The sequence below is a fragment of the Candidatus Ornithobacterium hominis genome (assembly GCF_900538215.1).
GTDB classification, from domain to species: domain Bacteria; phylum Bacteroidota; class Bacteroidia; order Flavobacteriales; family Weeksellaceae; genus Ornithobacterium; species Ornithobacterium hominis.
The window spans coordinates 73583-92772 of record NZ_UNSD01000004.1 but is presented as its reverse complement, the minus strand read 5'-3'; the positions used below and the strand labels follow the sequence as shown (position 1 = coordinate 92772).

Here is a 19190-nt window from a genome sequence, read left to right as displayed (position 1 = left end):
AATGACAGATCAGTTTCAGTCCGTTAAGCAAAAATTCGGAATCATCGGGAACAACACGCAGCTCAACCGAGCGATTGAACGAGCAATCAATGTTGCACCAACAGAAATCTCTGTTTTAATCACTGGTGAAAGCGGTGTTGGGAAAGAATTTTTCCCGAAAATCATTCATTCTTTAAGCCTTCGAAAACACAATAATTATATCGCCGTGAATTGTGGTGCCATACCAGAGGGAACGATTGATTCTGAATTATTCGGGCATGAGAAAGGTGCTTTTACTGGCGCTACACAAACTCGAAAGGGTTATTTTGAAGTAGCTGACCAAGGGACGATTTTTTTAGACGAAGTAGGTGAATTACCATTACACACGCAGGTTCGTTTACTTCGGGTCTTAGAAACTGGAGAATTCATGAAAGTCGGGTCTTCTGAAACACAAAAAACAGATGTAAGAATCGTTGCAGCAACTAACGTAAATGTTTTGGAAGCTGTGAAAAAAGGAAAATTTCGGGAAGATTTATACTACCGTCTCAATACCGTAGAAATTCAAATTCCCACATTGCGGGAGAGAAAAGATGACATCCCAATATTATTTAGAAAATTTGCTTCTGATTTTGCTTATAAGTATCAAAGACCCGTGATTCATCTTAATAATGAAGCCTTAAATATCATCTCAAACTATGCTTGGCCAGGAAACGTAAGGCAGTTAAGGAATTTTGCAGAAGAAGTTTCTGTGGTAGAAACAAAAACAGAATTAGGTGCTAACGAAATTTCTAAATTTCTACCAACACACTCTCTGATTCCTATTCACAGTAACGCCACAACGCCAAAACAGGAGTTTGATTTTGCCAACGAACGAGATTTGATGTACCAAGTTCTTTTTGACATGAAAAAAGATTTGAATGATTTAAGAAAATTAACTTTAGAAATCATTCAAAACAATAAGGGAGACATTCTCAAAAACAACCCGAAATTGGTGCAGCGTATTTTTAGTAACGTGACACCGCCACCTAACCCTGATTCTCTCATTCATTACGAACCAAATCCCACAGAATCTCACCCACAATATAATGATATAGAAGATTTCGAATATGAAGACATTCAAGAAAATCGAAATTTATCTTTAGAAGATAACGAGATTAATTTAATCGAAAAAGCCTTGCAAAAACATGATGGCCGAAGAAAAGACACGGCCGAAGAATTAGGGATTTCTGAGAGAACTTTATACCGAAAAATAAAGCAGTATGATTTGTAAATATTTTTTTAAGGCTTTAAAAATTTTTCCACTTTTGTTGTTTTGGAGTTGCTACACCTTCACTGGCTCTTCACTTGATGAGCGATACCAAACTGTAAACATTATGATGTTTCCCAATTATGCTCCTTTGCAAAACCCTAAATTGAGCCAACAATTTACAGAAGATCTGAAACTGAGATTTGATCAGCGTACAAGAATGAGCTTGACTAATACTGATGAAGCGAACATTATCATTTCTGGTGAAATCACCAATTATAACGTCACGCCAGTCAACATCGTCTCTGGCGATCGGGCAGCCAAAAACCGATTGACCATTACGATTAAGGTAGATTATATAAATAATGTAGAAGAAGATAAAGGCTTTACCAAATCTTACTCTCAATACGAAGATTTTGAAGCCAATCAAAGCCTTGACATGGTGGAAGATGAAATGGTACAAGAAATTAACCAAAAATTGATTGATTTGATTTATAACGATATAGTAGCAGATTGGTAATGAAAATTTTAAGGCTTTTAAAAAATCCATTGGATTTAAAAGAAACTGACTTTGCTGTGATTGAAGAGCACATAGCGCTTCACCCCTACTTCCAAGCGCTTTATCTCTTGAAGTGTAGATTATTGAAAGAAAATAAAAATACTCACTTCCAAAAAACACTGCACAAAGCTGCTACCTATACAACTCAACGAGGAATTTTATATAATTACCTTCATCATCAAGTCCCAAAGAAAAAACTCCCTATTGAAAATCCTACGGAAATTCCTGCAGAAGAAATAGCAGAGCAAAAATCCAAAGAAAAGCATGAAAATTTAACGGCTGATAAAAAATTCACCGCCTCTCATTCCTTTAGCGATTGGCTAAAAGTGGCAGAGAATGCTCGTAAGGGAGAATCAGAAATAATAACATTCGGTGAGCCAAAAACATATTTTGCTGACGATTCTATAGAAAATCAACCATACAATCACAAGTCTAAAATCATTGAAGCTTTTTTACAAAAAAATCCAAAAATCAGTCCTGCTAAAGAATATAAGCCCAACCCTCTACAAATAGAGAAAGAACCTGATTATAAGGACTTAATGACGGAAACTTTAGCCAAAATCTACGTTGAACAAAGTAAATTTAATAAAGCTATACAAGCATATAAAATTTTAGGTTTGAAATATCCAGAAAAAAGTGGTTACTTTGCAGACCAAATTAAAAAAATTAAAGCCTTTAAAAATAATTAAATGGGAACATTCATATTTTTAATGATTGCAATCATTGCAGTTTGTGTACTTTTAGTCCTTGTTATTTTATCACAAAATCCCAAGGGAGGTGGTTTATCTTCAACCTTTGGTGGCGGTGGTAGCCAAATGTTTGGTGTACAAAGAACCAATGACTTTCTAGATAAAGCCACTTGGACTCTATCTTCCATTATTTGTGCTCTAGTAATCTTAGCAACAGTCATGGTGCCAAGAGAGGAGGCAAACGCCACACCAATACCAGCTACTCCCCCAACCCCAGAGCAGACTGAGACAACACCAGCTCCTGCTACAGATGCAACACCACAAGATGCCCCTGCAGCTGATTTTCAACCGAGTTTACCAAAATCTAATTAAATCTATATTTCTTTTTCAAAAGATTTTATAATTTTAGGGTCAGCCAAATGTGCTGACCTTTTTTTATTAAATAACTTATGCGTAAATCTCTCATTCTTTTCATTTTTTTATTTTTTTCAGCAATTCATGCACAAGAATATTGGCAAGCAATCGCAGTTCATTCTAATAAAAATCAACCTCTTTTACAATTAAATTTATCAGCATTTCATCAAGCCCTAGAAAAAGGAGAAGTTTACATCCCAGTAGAAAACGAATTCAGCCATTACAAAATCACAGAAACATCTAATTTTGAAGATAAATTAGCTGAAAAATACCCCAAGATTAAAGCTTATGAAGGCTATGATATTCAGCATCCCGAACATAAAATTTTCATCAGTTCTTCGCCACAAAAAATTTCAGCCAGTTTGGTGAAAAATGGGAAAATTTTAAGCCTAAAAAAAAATAAAAATGGACTTTATTCTGAAGAAATTTTAAGCCTTGAAAAAAAATTCACTTGCCTGACAGCGAATGCTCATTTTCCGCATCAACTTCAGGCTTCTGCCACAGCCAGTGACCAGAAATTGAGAACGTATCGTATCGCTATTTCTGCCAACGGCGAATACACACAATATTTTGGCGGCACTAAAGAAAAGGCTTTAGAGGCTATAAATCAAACACTTACCAACATCAATGCTCTCTACCAGACTGAGCTCTCCGTTCGTTTCATTTTGGTGAATAATAATGATAAAATCATTTTTACCAAACCTGAATCTGACCCCTACAGCGATGCGTCTACTGGGTCCAAGGGAAAATGGCTCGATGAAGTTCAGCAAATCATTTCACTATATATTGGCGAAGAAAACTATGATTTAGGGCATCTATTTGCTGGTGAAGGAGATGTAGGGCAAACGGGTTGCATCGGTTGCATTGGTGTAGATGGTGAAAAAGCTAAAGCCTTTACTGCTGCATCTAATAAAAAACCTGAAGGAGCTCGTTTTGATATTGATTTTGTTTCTCATGAAATCGGACATCAACTGGGGGCTACTCACACTTTTTCTCATTATGAAGGATTCGATACCAATTTTGAGCCTGGCAGCGGAACCACTATTATGGGCTATGCAGGTTTAGAGGGCTTCCCAATGGATGCTCAATCTCACAGCGACCCTTATTTCCATTTCATCAGCATACAGCAAATGAGCGAAAATCTAAAACGAAAAAATGTAGGCTCCCTCTTGCCAATTCAAAATCCTCCGCCAAGGGTTGATGCTGGGAAAGACTATACAATCCCAGCTGGAACGCCTTTCAAATTAACAGGTGAGGCACAGGGTTCTGATTCTAAAAATTTAACTTTCGCTTGGGAACAAGCCGATGGGGCTACACTACGAAAATTTCATTTTGCTCAGGCTTATGAAAAAACAGGACCACTCTTTAGAAGTTACCCCCCGAATACAAATAATTTCAGGTATTTCCCTTCTCTTCCACTGATTTTAGAGCAGCGTTTTGATGATAATTTTGAGAGTTTACCGCAAGTTACTCGAGAATTAAATTTTAATTTAATTGTAAGAGATAATGAACATTTTGGTCAAAATAATTCTGATGCGATTAAAATTTTTGTTCAAAAAGAGGATAAAGCGTTCAGCATCATTAGTTCAAATAATTTTCAACTACAGCCTGGCTCCAATTTTCAGCTTCGGTGGTATATAGCCAACACCAATCAGGCGCCCTACAATACTAAATTTGTAAATATTTTGTGGAGTATTGATGGTGGAAAGAGTTTTGAAATTTTTGCTCATAACCAACCCAACAATGGCCGTTTTGATTTTCGTCTCCCCGAAGGTGTTTTGAGTGAAAAAGTTTACTTTATGGTAGAAGCCATAGGCAACATCTTTTTTGCAGTAAGCCCTGCCTATAGTTTAGGCTACACGAGTGAAAAAGTTTGTAAAAAATATACATTTAACACTTTCCCCATGCCGATTCCTGATGGTGAAGGTGCTGCGAAATTTGGTCCGCCAGCTACGGCAAGTTTAAACATTAGTGATAAATTTAAAATCAAAGAAGCTCAAGTAGGTGTAGACGTTTCACATCCTTACATTGGAGATTTGAAAATTGTCTTGACAGCACCCAACGCTCAGCAAATTGTTTTATACAATCAGCAATGCACCAATCAACAAGTTTTATCGCTTGAATTCTCTGATTTTGCAGAAAATGCTAATTGCCAAAATTTAAAGGCTTCCATTAGACCTGCACAACGTCTTGATTTTTTAAGAAATTTAAAGGCTGAAGGAAATTGGAAAATAGAATTTTTTGATGCTAGCAAAAAAGACACGGGGTTGGTGAAAAATGCTTATTTAAATTTGTGTGATTTTAGTTATCAAAAAATGAATTTAGACGCTATAGAAGATAAAATTGTTCAGATTCATCCCAATCCAGCTAAAGATTTCATTATTTTTCAAGGCTTAGAAAATTCAAAGTACCATTATTTTATCTACAATCGTGTTGGGCAAGTTGTGAAGTCTGGCTCAAATCAAAACAAACAACTAGACATTCATTTTCTATCACCCGATTTATATTACATCGTGGTGCAACAAAAAAACCAAACATATTACTTCAAACTCATGAAAAAGTAGCAGTTCTTCATTTGAATTTTGACAAATGAAATGACAACTTGTCAGAAATTTTATAAAGGCTTAAAAAATTCCATTAAAATCCACAAAATAAATTCACAGTCAAACCATTGATTACAAGTGAATTAAGATTTATTCAAAGCTTAAATTTAATTTTGATGGCATACTTTATGAAGAATGAGTTGTACAAAACTTAATAAAATTATGAGCGAATTAAACATTAAACCGTTAGCAGACCGTGTAGTGGTAAAACCATTACCTGCAGAAACAAAAACCGCATCGGGTATCATCATCCCAGATTCAGCTAAAGAAAAACCACAAGAAGGTGAAGTGGTCGCTGTAGGATCAGGTAAAAAAGAAGAGCCTATGACTTTGAAAGTTGGTGATAAAGTTTTGTATGGTAAATATGCTGGTACGGAGCTTAAACTAAATGGTGAAGATTATTTAATCATGAGAGAGTCTGATGTTTTGGCAGTAGTGTAAACTCACTCTAATCCATCAAAAACCAAATACAAAAATAAATCAAAAATCAGAGCAAATAGTAATGCTCAAAAATTTAAATTAAATATTATGGCAAAAGATATTAAATTCAATATTGAATCAAGAGATAAATTAAAAAAAGGGGTTGATACTTTAGCTGATGCAGTGAAGGTAACTTTGGGCCCAAAAGGTAGAAACGTTGTATTAGCAAAATCATTTGGGGCTCCACATGTAACTAAAGATGGCGTTTCTGTAGCAAAAGAAATCGAATTAGAAGACCCTATTGAAAACATGGGCGCGCAGATGGTAAAAGAAGTGGCTTCCAAAACCAATGACTTAGCTGGTGACGGAACTACGACTGCTACAGTTTTGGCTCAAGCCATCGTGCGTGAAGGTTTGAAAAACGTAGCTGCTGGTGCTAACCCAATGGATTTGAAACGTGGCATAGATAAAGCGGTAGAAATCATCGTAGAAGATTTGAAAAAACAATCTACTGAAGTAGGTGATAGTTCTGATAAAATTAAGCAAGTAGCTTCTATTTCATCTAATAATGATGAGAAAATTGGTGAATTGATTTCTGAAGCTTTCAGTAAAGTAGGTAAAGAAGGAGTCATTACAGTAGAAGAAGCCAAAGGTACTGATACTTATGTAGATGTGGTAGAAGGTATGCAGTTTGATAGAGGTTATCAATCACCTTATTTTGTGACTAATTCAGAGAAAATGACAGCAGAATTAGAAAATCCTTATATTCTCTTGGTAGAGAAAAAGGTTTCTAGTATGAAGGATTTATTACCTGTCTTAGAGCCAGTTGCTCAGCAAGGTAAGCCACTTTTGATTATTTCTGAAGAAGTTGAGGGAGAAGCTTTAGCTACGTTGGTTGTCAACAAGTTGAGAGGTTCATTAAAAATTGCTGCGGTGAAAGCTCCAGGTTTTGGCGACAGAAGAAAAGCGATGCTAGAAGATATTGCTATCTTGACAGGCGGTACAGTAATTTCAGAGGAAAGAGGTTATACTCTAGAAGCTGCAACTTTAGATATGCTAGGAACTGCTGAAAAAGTTTCTATCGATAAAGATAATACAACCATCGTAAACGGTTCTGGCGATGAGGAACAAATCAAGGCTAGAGTTAACCAAATTAAATCTCAAATTGAAACAACAACTTCTGATTACGACAGAGAGAAACTCCAAGAAAGATTAGCTAAATTGGCTGGCGGTGTTGCTGTACTTTACGTAGGCGCAGCTTCTGAAGTTGAAATGAAAGAAAAGAAAGATCGTGTAGATGATGCTTTACATGCTACAAGAGCTGCTGTAGAAGAAGGAATCGTAGCTGGTGGTGGCGTTGCTTTGGTTCGCGCAGTCAATGCTTTAGAAGCTTTGAATGCTGATAATCAAGACGAGAAAACTGGTATCAAAATTGTAAAAAGAGCCATTGAAGAGCCGTTGAGACAAATCGTTGCCAATGCAGGAGGTGAAGGTTCTGTAGTTGTAGCTAAAATCAAAGAAAATAAAGATGATTATGGCTACAATGCTAAAACCGATGAGTATGTAAATATGCTAGAGGCTGGAATCATAGACCCTACAAAAGTAACTAGAGTTGCTTTAGAAAACGCAGCGTCAGTAGCTGGAATGTTGGTAACGACAGAAGCCGTAGTTTATGACATCCCAAACGAAAACGAAGGTGGAATGCCAGCAGGTATGCCAGGCATGGGTGGCGGAATGCCAGGAATGATGTAATTAATGATATAATTTAAATTACGATGTAAATTAAAAGAAAACCACTCATTTTTGGGTGGTTTTCTTATTTTCTTAAAAGGCCTAAAAAATTTTTAAGCTAGTGAAATAATTCTTTCAAATCATTATTCTCAATAGCTATTATTACTTCTTTACTTCGGCTCTTTGTCCTGGATTCAATTTCATCAAGATAGTTTTCACCAAGATGTTGTTTTAGATATGCTATTTCTTCCAAAAAAGTACGGATAGAATTCTTATCATCTGTCAATTCTTGACCGCCGATACGTCTTATACTTCTTATTGAAAGTGTATGATAATGACGTAAATCCTTAATCAACATTTGTATGAAGTTCAGATTTTCAAAATTCAAATCTTTTAAAATTCTAAGTGATTTCTTGAGGTTTGTCTCTGCCTTTTGTTCCAGAGATATCTCACTTCTACCTATTTTATATTTTGGTTTGAATTCTTTTACTTCCTCATACAAGCTCCAAAAAACAGATGAAAGCTTTAAAGTCGGTTCATCTATTTTACATTCTATTTTTTGTAAAAATTCTTCAAAGTCTATTTCTCTAATTGTTTTGTTTTCTTCTTTCCCTACAGTCTGAGCAAACAAGCTTAAGCCTTTACGTCTTAGTACATTTAATTCGTATTCGGGATGACTTTTAGCAGTTTTAACTCTTGGGGGTAACTGACTGATTTTTGCAATAATCTCAGGATGTTTCTTTTGTAGATCTGCATATAGATTTCTGATTTTGGTAATTGTATTTACTTCTCCTTCTTCTTCTGGATTACTGTTGATTTTTGCCCCCAAAGCAGCGGCTGTAGGCTCTTCATCTTCATCAAAAATCTTAGCATCTTCTCCCAAAGCATTATGAATCAGGAACATTTTTTGCTGTGCAATTTCCCTTGATTTTACAATATCTGCCCCCTTAAGTGACGGGAAGAAATTCAGAATAAATAATTCATCATACACTTTAGAACCAATACGATTAATACGACCTACACGCTGAATAACACGTGTGGGATTCCAAGGAATATCATAATTGATAATAGTGCCCGCCCTGTTCAAATTAAATCCTTCGGACAGCTTATCTGAGGTTAGCAATATTTTAAAATGATTGGTTTTTGAACCTTTATACTGTGCATTGAAATCGCTGTTTAGATTTTTGGCTAACTCTTTTGATACTTTACCATCACATATCAAAACATCGTTTCCAAATTCTTTTCTAAACCGTTTTTCGAGATGATAAATGGTATCTACATATTCCGAGAACAGAATAATCTTCCTGTCTGGTTCGTTTATTAAAAGATGTTTTATTTTTTTGATAATTTCTTCTTGTTTAGGATCTTTCTCAACTAACTTCAAGTCTTTTAATCGTTTTTGAATAGCTTCAAATAATTGAATTTCCGAATCTATATCGTCTAAAAATTCTTGCCTTCTTTGGAAAGTGCTAATGTCGTAAACTTCATTATTTTTAGGAGTTTTACGTTTGAGATCACCTGCTGCATATTTTTCCAAATTAGCTTCAATATCTTCAATTTCAAAATCTTTAATTCGATCAATAAACGAGCGATCTAAAATAAATTTTCCAGTTTTATTAATGAAATCTTTTACCAATCTATGCCCTTGTAAGAACCTATCAATGGATTTTTCAAAAGAACCAAACGAAGATTCAAATCTTTTTACTAAAATACGACGCATAAAGTCATATAAGTTTTTCTGCTGGTTGTATTGTCTATTTCCAAATTCATCAAGTTTATCATTTAATATTTTTTCATAGCTGAACGGCTGATAGATAGCTCCTGTAAACACTCCATTCTCTGCAAAATATTTACTAATGATATTCTCATAGAATTCATCCTGCTCTGTATCTAAATAATAAAAAACTTCTTCAGGATCTTTTACTACAGAGAGTTCTCCAATTTCATTAGCATAAACATAATCTTGTTTCAAATCCAATCGATTTCGTCGTATTACCACAGGACTGATTATTCGTTTGATGTCATTTGACAATCTTTGGGTTTGATCTTTTACTTTCTTTATATCTATTGGAAGATTTTCATCTATTATTGTTGTATAAATATTTTCTGCTTGCTTTCTTTTCTTATCATCAGCAGAATTCCAATTTTTAAAAATTACAGATAATTGTTTGTACTCGTAATTTAACCGGCTGAATTTCCCCGCGAGGTTATCCTCTAACGATATGGTGGATTTTCCGGGAACTATAAATAGTTTTAGTAAAGAAAAAATATCTGATGGAGAATTATTAAATGGCGTAGCCGACAAAAGAATTACTTTTTTGCCACGGCAAATCATCGATAATGCTTCGTAGTCAGCTGTATCCTGATTGCGAAAATAATGGGCTTCATCTACGATAATTACTTCAAAGTCTCTTCCTTCAATATTATCAGCAATTTGATCTATTTTTCCTCGACTGTAAACTTGCCAGTTATGTAATCCAAATTTTTCAAGATATTCCCACCAACCGCTGTCTTTTTTTTCGGCATCCCCCATTAATCCAGGAGGGCAAATAATAATACCCCGTTTATTCATCTGTCGGGCAATCATCGAGGCTATAACCGATTTTCCTAAACCTACTACATCGGCAATGATACAACCATTGTGCTCCTTTATCATTTGTATCGCTTGGTTTACTGCGTCTGACTGATAACTGAATTTTTTAAGATCAATTTTTTCTAACAAACTATCTAAATCCACTTTTTCATTTTCTTGATTTTGCAGATCGAGGTAGGTTTTTATAACCAGACAATAGGCTTCAAATGGTGTTATTGTAGCAACTTGAGTTTTATTCTTGATAAAGTCAATCAGTATTTTACGGTTTTCCAAATGTTCGGTAATCGGCGTTGCTCGTTCCCATAACTCATCAAAATACTGAACAGCTTCTGCATAACCGTAATCTTTAATCTCAACATTAAATTCTTCCTGATTATGTAAACCAAAACGAGTTAAGTTACTACTCCCTGTTATGAATTGTCCAGGCATACCTTGTTTCTCTGCCTGATCTTCGTTTAAATGGAAGAGATATAATTTTGAATGGTTTGGATTTTCCGTTTTCCGTATTTCCAGTCTGCCTTCTTCGATCATCTGTACAAAGAATCCTACCTGATTGTAGAATTCTTCGGTATCCATTGCTTCATTATTCAATGCAAAGCCTAATGAAACAAGATATTTTTGAAATTCTTCATCTCTTGAGCTGTATTCTTCACTTTGTTCAGCGTATTCGATGATATTACCCAAATAGTTACAAACTTGCAATCCCACTAGCAGTTTCAATTTTTGTTGTGGATTTTTTTGAAGGCTTAAATAAATATCTGACCAGCCTGAGAAATAGAAATAGCCTACTAAAAATTTCAATTCATCACTAATAGAAATTAAAGTGTTTAACCTTCCTTTTAGTGTCTTTTGTTGTTTATTATTCGTAATAAAATTGTTTGGCATCTCAATAATTTTTAAATATAAAACATCAATTAAGAAATAGGGTATTCTTTTCCCAAATCCCAACCCTGTTCGTTTATTCTATTTCTTATAAACATTAATTTTCAATGAATAACAGCGAACCCCTCTTGGCTTTTTCAATCTTTGCAATTGCCTTATTTTCAACGCTTTACCTCTTTTCAAAACCCTTTATTTTGTCACAAAAATAGCAAATATTTGTGACGGAAAACCTTATTGATTTTTAATCTGAATAATTATTTTTTCTCTTTTGATAAAACGAGCTAATGTTCCTCTTGCTACTCCTAACTCTTTACTAAGTTGCACTTGAGACATCCCATTTTCTAAGTATTCTTTTATCATTTCTTCTTTTCCCGTTAATTTAACTGTTTTGGATAAAACACCTTTTGGTCTTCCAATATGAATTCCTTCTGCCATTTTTCTTGCTAAAGCTTCCTTAGTTCTTTGTGAGATTAAATTTCTTTCGATTTCAGCAGATAAACCAAATGCAAAAGCTAAGACCTTTGAGCTAATATCACTACCCAATCGATAATTGTCCTTTATTGTCCAAACCTGAATATCATTTTTCATACATTCATTAAGAATGCTCATAACCATCAATAAATTTCGACCTAAACGAGAAAGCTCAGAGCAAATAAGAATATCTCCTTTTTTTAATTTTTCCAAAAGCTCTCCTAGTTTTCTTTTGTCAACATCCTTTGTCCCACTGATGGTTTCCTCAATCCAATAATCAACTTTTAAAGTTTCTTTTTTGCAAAATTTCTTTATTTCATATCGCTGATTTTCTACTGTCTGTCTATCAGTACTTACCCTAATGTAACCATATACCATAATAATAGTTTTTTTGAATTGCTAAATAACAATTTTAAAAGGCGCGTGTGCTAATTAAGGGTCGGGTTTCTTAAGGCAAATTCTGGTAAAAAAGGACAAGGAATGCCAGTTGTCCGTAATCCGCAGTACTACTTTAGGGAGGGGTTTTGTTATTCAGATATAAATACAACTTTTCTCAAATGTCGTGTAAAATTAAAGACGATAAATGACGTGAAAAGTATGAGTTTGTATTCTCTAACAAATAAGGTTCCTGCATATTTTATTATCTGTTTGATTAACTCAACATTCATCAGTTTTTATGTAGATGAGTTCGTAAACAATACTCAAACATTCCAGATAAATGATGCTCGGCAATTGCCAATTTTCATTCCTGATGAAAACACTTTAGAACAATTCAAAAAAATATTTAATTCAGCTATTGAAATAAAAAAATCACATTTAAATAACGAGCTTTCAGCTATAGATTCTGAAAGGAAACTTACTGAAATACAAGAAGAGTTAGATTTGATGGTAAACACCCTATATCATTTGATATAAGGTGTTTACTAAATTATTTAAGGTCAATTCTTTTGTTGCTATTTCATTTTTAATATTATCATTAAAATGACTTTTTAAAAATTCCTGCTTTTTCAAATCGATGATTTCAATCACTGTATTTACAACCGATTATTACTCAATATTTTATAGATAATAAGTCAGAAATATGGTTGTTATTTTTAATTGCACATTCTAAAAGGTGAAGATTTAACGCTTTTATTGATTATTAACTCAAAAAGGACATCAACTTGGGTCGTTTCTTCTCTTTTCCTTGCTATTCGTTTCCGATATTCCACTTTTGTTTTGGTCTATCTCATATGTACTGCAAAGGTATTGATTTTTGTTTGATATTGCTCCTTGCTTGCTCCTTGTCGTAGATTAATTTTCACACAGGAATTTTTGTTCTCTTTCTATAGGGGCTTGAAACAATCCATTTATTGGAAACAATTAAAGACGGAGCTGGTTTGCCCCAGTGCTTTTTAAGAAACAGGGCAATTATTTTATCTCCACAAAGGCTCTTGTTCCCAATTATGAGGAAAGCCTAATAAACGAGTTCTTACTGATGGGTATTTCGATAAAAGCTGCTTGAAATCTGCAACAAAAGTGTTGCCCATAGAAATGGAGTTAAGCCAATACACCACATAGCAGAGTTGCGGATAAAGTGTTTGTTCACGGAACGAGAAATCCGTAATCCATGTGTTTGGCATACGCATAGGCATCATTGGCTTGACAGGAAAGACCCGATTTGACAGTCTTGAATGATGGGCGCAGCAATTACGAAGTACGGGTCTGGGTACGGATTAAAAGGCTAAGTGATTATTTTCAGTCATTTAGCCTTTTTAATTATCTAATTTTTCCCCACATTTTCCCCACAGCTGTCTATTTATATACAGGGCAACCGCATCAAAATAACGTTAGCTTAGGAAACAAACGTAGTTTTCAACCTCCTCCTCTCCCTTATTGTCCATTTTCCTAAAAAAACCATTGGTCCAAATCGAAACTACTACCCCATAAAAATTGATTTTTTGCCCCATATAATTCAAATTTCCCTTGCGGGTAATATTTTTTAAGAAACATGATTTTTGACAACAGGCTATTATTCAGACAAATACAAAATTATGCATTTTTAAGGGGGGATATTGTAAATTGTTGAAACTTCTCATCCTTGTATCCACCCCACTTATCCCTATTAATACAAAATCGACAAGTATTGATTATCAGGTTATTGACATTTTGATGCGGTTGCCCTGATTTATATATTTTAGAAACATATTTTTCCGTAAAGTTATGTACCTTTGTCGGCAAATAAAGATATTCTCGTCAAACAAATATAAATAATATAAACATGGAAAAAAACAGAAAAAAACAAATCGTAGTTTTGAGTATAGCTTTAGTTTGCATTTTCATCTTGGTATTTTCATTGTTCCATAAATCAGCGACAAAAGATAGCGCAAATCCTCCTTTAACAAATGTTTTGACTGATAGCATTTCTCAAATTGTCTCAGCTTGTCCTGGCGAAATTGGTGTGGCGGTTATTGTTAATAACAGAGATACGGTTAAGGTCAATAATAAGAGTGTTTATCCTATGATGAGTGTGTTTAAGGTTCATCAGGCATTAGCTCTTTGTAATGACTTTGACAATAAAGGAATTTCACTTGATACCTTAGTAAATATAAATAGGGATAAACTTGACCCAAAGACTTGGAGTCCTATGCTGAAAGATTATTCAGGGCCAGTCATATCATTGACAGTGAGAGATTTGCTGCGTTATACTCTTACTCAGAGTGACAACAATGCAAGCAACCTTATGTTTAAGGATATGGTTAATGTCGCTCAAACAGATAGTTTTATAGCCACACTCATTCCTCGTTCAAGTTTTCAGATAGCTTATACGGAAGAGGAAATGTCGGCTGACCATAACAAGGCTTACTCTAACTATACATCTCCTCTTGGTGCTGCAATGTTGATGAATCGTTTGTTTACTGAAGGTCTTATCGATGATGAGAAACAAAGTTTCATTAAGAATACGTTAAAAGAATGCAAAACAGGTGTAGATAGGATAGCAGCTCCACTTCTTGATAAAGAAGGGGTTGTTATAGCGCATAAGACAGGTTCAGGTTATGTTAATGAAAATGGTGTTCTTGCAGCTCACAATGATGTTGCCTATATATGTCTGCCTAATAATATCAGTTATACCTTAGCGGTATTTGTTAAGGATTTCAAGGGAAATGAATCACAAGCGTCACAATATGTTGCGCATATATCAGCTGTAGTATATTCTTTATTAATGCAAACTTCAGTAAAATCTTAAACTGCACTTGCTTTGATAATTAATGATAAACAATCTAAAAGCACTCTAATCGTTATCGGAGTGCTTTTAGATTACTAATCAAATTGCTTCTATTATAATTTGAATCCTCTACTTTTTCTTTCTTCCTGTTGCGGCACTCTTGCTCCATATCTAAGCCTGTGCCATTGCTCCCTGAACCAGTCGGCAATCGGCTTCCTGTTTATTGTCAGGTTCAGCCTGCTTTCATCGTCAGGGTCATTTTCCACCCTTAAAATATCATCCTTTATATCAAAGTTCCGCCTGTGTTGCTCGGAATAGATTTTACCGCTACATTTCAGGGCTTCTTTTTTGACTATAAGACTTTCAGTCATTTCTTTAGAGAATCCCAGCATGGCACAAAACTTTTCCATGCGCAGCATTTCCCTGAACATCGGAAACCACCTGAAAGCCTTGTCTATGATTCTGGCGAGCCGTGACAGTTCTTTTTCTTTCATGTCAAGTTCCTGCCTGTGCATTTCTCTGAGATTGTGGATTTGCGTATCATGCTGTTTCTGCATCTGCTGTACTTGGCTCTGCAATTTTTCAATATTGGTGTTCCGTTTTGAAACCTCGTCTTGCAGTTTTTCGTTGGCACGTTCCAGTTCTTTCAGTTTTCCACTCCCGAAAAGAGAAGCAACTCCACTAGTTATGGCTGTCGCTGCCGTGGTGGCTGTCTTCTTTAACTTGTCAGTGCGTATTTCTGATTTCACCTGTTTCAGTTCCTGCTCGGCAAGATTTATCTGTTCTTCTTTGTGCCGTTTGGCTGCATCCATGCGTTGCAGTTCAGCTTTCTGCTTCTCAATGATAAAGTCGTTCCGTTCCAGATGCTCCTTACCAGTGACAGCCTTTGACTGCCCGCGTTCCATCAGCAGGATGTCGGATGCAAGGGTCTGCATCTGCATCATGTCATCGTCATTGAGCTTTCGGCTCTTTCCTGTTTCGTGGTTCATCCAGTCGAAAACGATATGGGCATGATAGTTCGGCTTGAACCATCTGTCCCCGACTTTGAAGCTTTCCCTGTCTTCCGCTTCCGGCTGACCGTTCAGCCAATGCCCTTCATCCTTGTGCAGGAAGATTTGCAGCGGTGTGATTCCCCAGCGTCTTTGACACTCCTCACCGAATTTACGCACGTCTGCCAGTGTGGTGTCCGACCTGACAAGCAGCACTCCTTCACGTATGGGGGAGCATCCCGCAATCTTGACTATTTTACCGTTCTTGCCTTTGCGTTCACGCTCCTTTTCCTGCATGGCACGTCCGGTCTTTTCCTTTACCATCTGTCTGATATTGTCATAATGCATCCGCAAATCCGGACTGCCGAAGTCGGGATTTATCCACTGCTCATTATCGGTGGAGAGTTCTGGAACCACATAGGTTCTGGACTCTCCGATGTGGCGCATGTATTCGGCAGTCCTCCTGTTGTGAGCCTCACTCGATGCGATATTGCAGGGCTTGATATGTATGCTTGATTTTGTTGCCATAGATACTTGTTTTTTGGGTTTGTACTTTATTGTTTGCTTTTCCGCTGTCCGTAAACGCATGGGGTTCTTAGGGGTGCAACCCATAAGCGGAGATTGCAAAGAGAGGGTCACTCTTTGCTCTGGGTTCTCAGGGGAGAAACGCCCTGAGTGGGTCATTAGGGTAAAACCCTAATCCCCTCGGGAGAGCCCACAACTACGTAAGCGGAGCGTGTAGTTATAGTGGGCTATATCAATGGCAAGCCATTGTCTGCAAACTCCAGCCTACGGCTTCCGCTCTCCTCCGTCAGGGAGGTTTTTCATCATCGTTGCCGATTGGAGATGCACCGACCAGCACAAGGTCTAAATCGTCTATCAGTTTTTGCAGGACGGGATTCTTCTCTATCATCCGCTGGAGGATTCTCTCAGCCTCGACCAAGTGGTTGGCTGTACTCATCACCTTGCCCTCCCGTATCTGAAAGATAATCCAATCGGCTATGTCGATATGGGCTTCTTTTTGTTTCGGGGTGGCATTCCTTTCGATGATGTCCGAAACCACCACCTTACAAAAGTACATGCTCTCGGCTCGCTGTTTCCACTCGGCATAAGCATCGGCATCGGGAAAGAGAAGCACGGTTCGCCCTGACAGTACACGGAGTTTCTCTTCTCTCATCTGACTCTTACCACCCGTAGCCAGCCATACATAATCGGGGAAGATAGCAGAACCGATAACGGCACTCTTCTCGGATTCCACCAAGACCACCACCTTGTCGGGATGCGTTTTCAACAAGTGTTCCCCGAAAAGGCATTGGGATAGTTGCCAATCCTCTGCCAACACACGCTGCTTTTTCAATATGCTGTGTATCCAGTTCACTGCCGATGTCTGTCCTCCCTTGATACGGTGTCCGTCTTCGGGATTGTACTGCATCACCTTTCCCGTGCGTACCTTGCCCGTCCTGTCTATCTGCCAAAAGATAACAGAGCCGTCACGGGTAGCCCCCAAACGGTATTCCTCCAACAACCGCTTCAACACCTCTTTCGCCTTGTCGCCATAGTAGGAAGTAAGGAGTGTGAAGAGGAAACGGAAGAAATTGCTACGCTCGCTTTGCGACTTCTCCACATAGTGAGGGGGAATATAGCCGATGGCTGTCGGCTTACTTTGCTGCTTCACTTTCTTCTGCTCTGCTCTTTGCCTGTCAAAAGAGAAATCATTGGTAGTTCTGTGTTCAGGATGCTCTTGAAAATACTCTTTCGGAGTGTAGTGATACCCACAACCGCTTTCGTGGTTACATCTGCCGACCGATGGATGCAACGGCACATTATTTTCGTCCACGTAATAGACGAAAGAATGCCTGTCTCCGCATTTGGGGCAGGTATGCCGTGTTGCCGTTCCTTTATACTTCTGTAATGAATAATTGCCCATAGCTTAGTCCGTTTTTGATGGTTGATTGTCGGCTGTCCCATCCTGTCCCATTGTCCCACACTCTAAGGGTTGGGACAGTGGGACACTTGGGACACCTGCGTTTTTACTCTCTTTGCTGCGCTGGATGATACGGTTTACGGTGGACTTGCCACAATTCACCTGTGAGGCTATCTCCCTGACGGACTTGCCCGATTGGGAGAGTTGCAGAATTTGGCAATCCCTTTGGCTTGATTCATTGTCGCCCAATTTTTTCAAGTGTTCCTTTTCCGTGGAATAGCCCCTGAACACGAACTGCAAGAAAGCATCCACCTTGTCAATCTCGTAAACGATTACATTATCCGCATCATGAGAGAACGTGCCATAGCGCACTTTAAGCTGCTTCACATAGCGAAGCCCTCCGTCTTGGGCACTTTTTCCAATGGTGAACACGCTGTCAAAGAAATTGTAGAGCCGTTTGCTTCCGGCAAGGTCGTTGGATGTGATGGGACAATCCAAAGAGCGTTTGGGCGTATGTGCCAGGACAAGGATAGAGAGCGCATATCTCTTTTTGAGATTGTTCAGCTGAATCATCAGCCGTCCTGCGGCATCGCCTTTCTCCATGGCGCAACACAGGTAGGTAAGATTGTCAATGATGAAAATCTTGCAGTCGGTCTGCACAGCCATCTGTTCAATGCCGCCTATGATAGCTTCCTCAAAGTTGGCATCCAAAAGCTGGTTGCAGTCAATAGACACCCGATAGATTTTGTCGGGAAAGGTGTAGAGCTCTCCATGCTCGTTGGTATAGCGGAGCTGGAACTGCTTTTCGGACAGTTCAAAGTCCAGATACAGCACATTGTCGGTTCGGGCGATGCGGTCGGCTATCTGCACGGCAAGGATGGACTTGCCCACGTTGGAATCGGCAAACAAGCAGGAGAGTTCCCCCTCGTACCAAAAGCTGTCCCACAGCGCACGGGGCGTAGGCAATAACGATGCTTCAAGAATGGTTTGGTTTGCCGTCTTGATATTCATCATGCCTACACTGTCGGGCATACCGTTATGCGCTTGGGATGCTTTTGTGAGGTCGCCACGTATCAGGTTGATATAGTTCTTATCCTCTTCCATATCATTCACCAGTTACGTGGGTTGGGCTTGCGACGGTGGGAAGAGGATAAGGACTTGTTCAGTTCCTCGTCTGACAACGGTATGGGATTCTTTCGGGCGGTTTCCAGCCACTTGTCCAGTTCGTCACGGTAAAGGCAATAGCGTTTGCCGGGCTTGGTGGCAGGGATTGTCCCTTCTGACAGTTTCATGTAGAGCGTACCCTTAGGGATACCTAAATACTCTGCTGCCTCGTCCACAGACATGGGCACGTGGGTGTCCACCGTTTTGGCATTGTTCACACTGCGCTGCTCGGCGAGCAGGCTTTTCAGGCTCATCACTTCGTCTCGAAGCTGAGCGACAACCTCGGGGAGGTCGTTGAAGGTAAGAATTGATTTTTCCATT

Annotated in this window: 16 protein-coding genes; 9 read left to right on the top strand and 7 right to left on the bottom strand. The window is 37.8% G+C overall.

The window, feature by feature from the left end:
* Window position 1 precedes the first annotated feature (1 nt).
* The 7 genes from D5J18_RS04195 (at window position 2) to groL (ending at window position 7662) form a co-directional block, all read left to right on the top strand.
* Complete coding sequence (locus D5J18_RS04195; protein ID WP_119057763.1) at window positions 2–1249, top strand: sigma-54-dependent transcriptional regulator; 1248 nt, start codon at window positions 2–4, stop codon at window positions 1247–1249.
* Window positions 1239–1745 carry an LptE family protein gene (locus D5J18_RS04190; RefSeq protein ID WP_119057762.1) on the top strand — a complete coding sequence of 169 codons (507 nt, stop codon included), beginning with the start codon at window positions 1239–1241 and terminating at the stop codon, window positions 1743–1745. Before D5J18_RS04195 ends, D5J18_RS04190 begins: the two co-directional genes overlap by 11 nt.
* Window positions 1745–2473 (top strand): DUF8458 domain-containing protein, encoded by a 729-nt coding sequence (locus D5J18_RS04185; protein ID WP_119057761.1) that lies wholly within the window; start codon window positions 1745–1747, stop codon window positions 2471–2473. The genes D5J18_RS04190 and D5J18_RS04185 overlap by 1 nt, the downstream gene beginning before the upstream one ends.
* On the top strand, window positions 2474–2845 hold the full coding sequence (gene secG, locus D5J18_RS04180) for a preprotein translocase subunit SecG (RefSeq protein ID WP_119057760.1): 372 nt from the start codon (window positions 2474–2476) through the stop codon (window positions 2843–2845).
* A gap of 77 nt (window positions 2846–2922) precedes the next feature.
* Entirely contained in the window at window positions 2923–5451 is a 2529-nt protein-coding gene (locus D5J18_RS04175) for a reprolysin-like metallopeptidase (protein WP_119057759.1), read from the top strand.
* A gap of 201 nt (window positions 5452–5652) precedes the next feature.
* Entirely contained in the window at window positions 5653–5931 is a 279-nt protein-coding gene (locus D5J18_RS04170; protein ID WP_119057758.1) for a co-chaperone GroES, read from the top strand.
* An 87-nt stretch (window positions 5932–6018) separates the two neighbouring features.
* The gene (groL, locus tag D5J18_RS04165; protein ID WP_119057757.1) at window positions 6019–7662 is read left to right on the top strand and encodes a chaperonin GroEL; all 1644 of its coding nucleotides are present in this window, start codon (window positions 6019–6021) and stop codon (window positions 7660–7662) included.
* Between the two features lie 97 nt (window positions 7663–7759).
* Here the strand turns inward: groL and D5J18_RS04160 are convergent, their stop codons facing one another.
* Window positions 7760–11119 carry a helicase-related protein gene (locus D5J18_RS04160; RefSeq protein WP_119057756.1) on the bottom strand — a complete coding sequence of 1120 codons (3360 nt, stop codon included), beginning with the start codon at window positions 11117–11119 and terminating at the stop codon, window positions 7760–7762.
* 228 nt (window positions 11120–11347) lie between these two features.
* A complete protein-coding gene (locus D5J18_RS04155; RefSeq protein WP_119057755.1) occupies window positions 11348–11965 on the bottom strand; it encodes a master DNA invertase Mpi family serine-type recombinase in 618 nt (205 codons plus the stop codon).
* A gap of 219 nt (window positions 11966–12184) precedes the next feature.
* On the opposite strand from D5J18_RS04155, the gene D5J18_RS04150 reads away from it, so the two are divergent.
* Window positions 12185–12502, top strand: coding sequence for a hypothetical protein (locus tag D5J18_RS04150; RefSeq protein WP_185124686.1), 318 nt, complete (start codon window positions 12185–12187; stop codon window positions 12500–12502).
* A gap of 500 nt (window positions 12503–13002) precedes the next feature.
* Here the strand turns inward: D5J18_RS04150 and D5J18_RS04145 are convergent, their stop codons facing one another.
* Complete coding sequence (locus tag D5J18_RS04145) at window positions 13003–13209, bottom strand: Abi family protein (protein ID WP_008777678.1); 207 nt, start codon at window positions 13207–13209, stop codon at window positions 13003–13005.
* Window positions 13210–13847: 638 nt separating this feature from the next.
* Between D5J18_RS04145 and D5J18_RS04135 the strand changes: the two genes are divergently transcribed.
* Window positions 13848–14813, top strand: coding sequence for a CfxA family broad-spectrum class A beta-lactamase (locus D5J18_RS04135; protein WP_004339683.1), 966 nt, complete (start codon window positions 13848–13850; stop codon window positions 14811–14813).
* 92 nt (window positions 14814–14905) lie between these two features.
* Here the strand turns inward: D5J18_RS04135 and D5J18_RS04130 are convergent, their stop codons facing one another.
* From D5J18_RS04130 to D5J18_RS04115, 4 genes are all read right to left on the bottom strand, one after another.
* Window positions 14906–16309 carry a hypothetical protein gene (locus D5J18_RS04130; RefSeq protein WP_004339684.1) on the bottom strand — a complete coding sequence of 468 codons (1404 nt, stop codon included), beginning with the start codon at window positions 16307–16309 and terminating at the stop codon, window positions 14906–14908.
* A 283-nt stretch (window positions 16310–16592) separates the two neighbouring features.
* Complete coding sequence (locus tag D5J18_RS04125) at window positions 16593–17708, bottom strand: DUF6371 domain-containing protein (protein WP_004292742.1); 1116 nt, start codon at window positions 17706–17708, stop codon at window positions 16593–16595.
* A 3-nt stretch (window positions 17709–17711) separates the two neighbouring features.
* Complete coding sequence (locus D5J18_RS04120; RefSeq protein ID WP_004338330.1) at window positions 17712–18809, bottom strand: AAA family ATPase; 1098 nt, start codon at window positions 18807–18809, stop codon at window positions 17712–17714.
* A 5-nt stretch (window positions 18810–18814) separates the two neighbouring features.
* A complete protein-coding gene (locus tag D5J18_RS04115) occupies window positions 18815–19189 on the bottom strand; it encodes an excisionase family DNA-binding protein (RefSeq protein ID WP_004338328.1) in 375 nt (124 codons plus the stop codon).
* Between the last annotated feature and the right edge of the window lies 1 nt (window position 19190).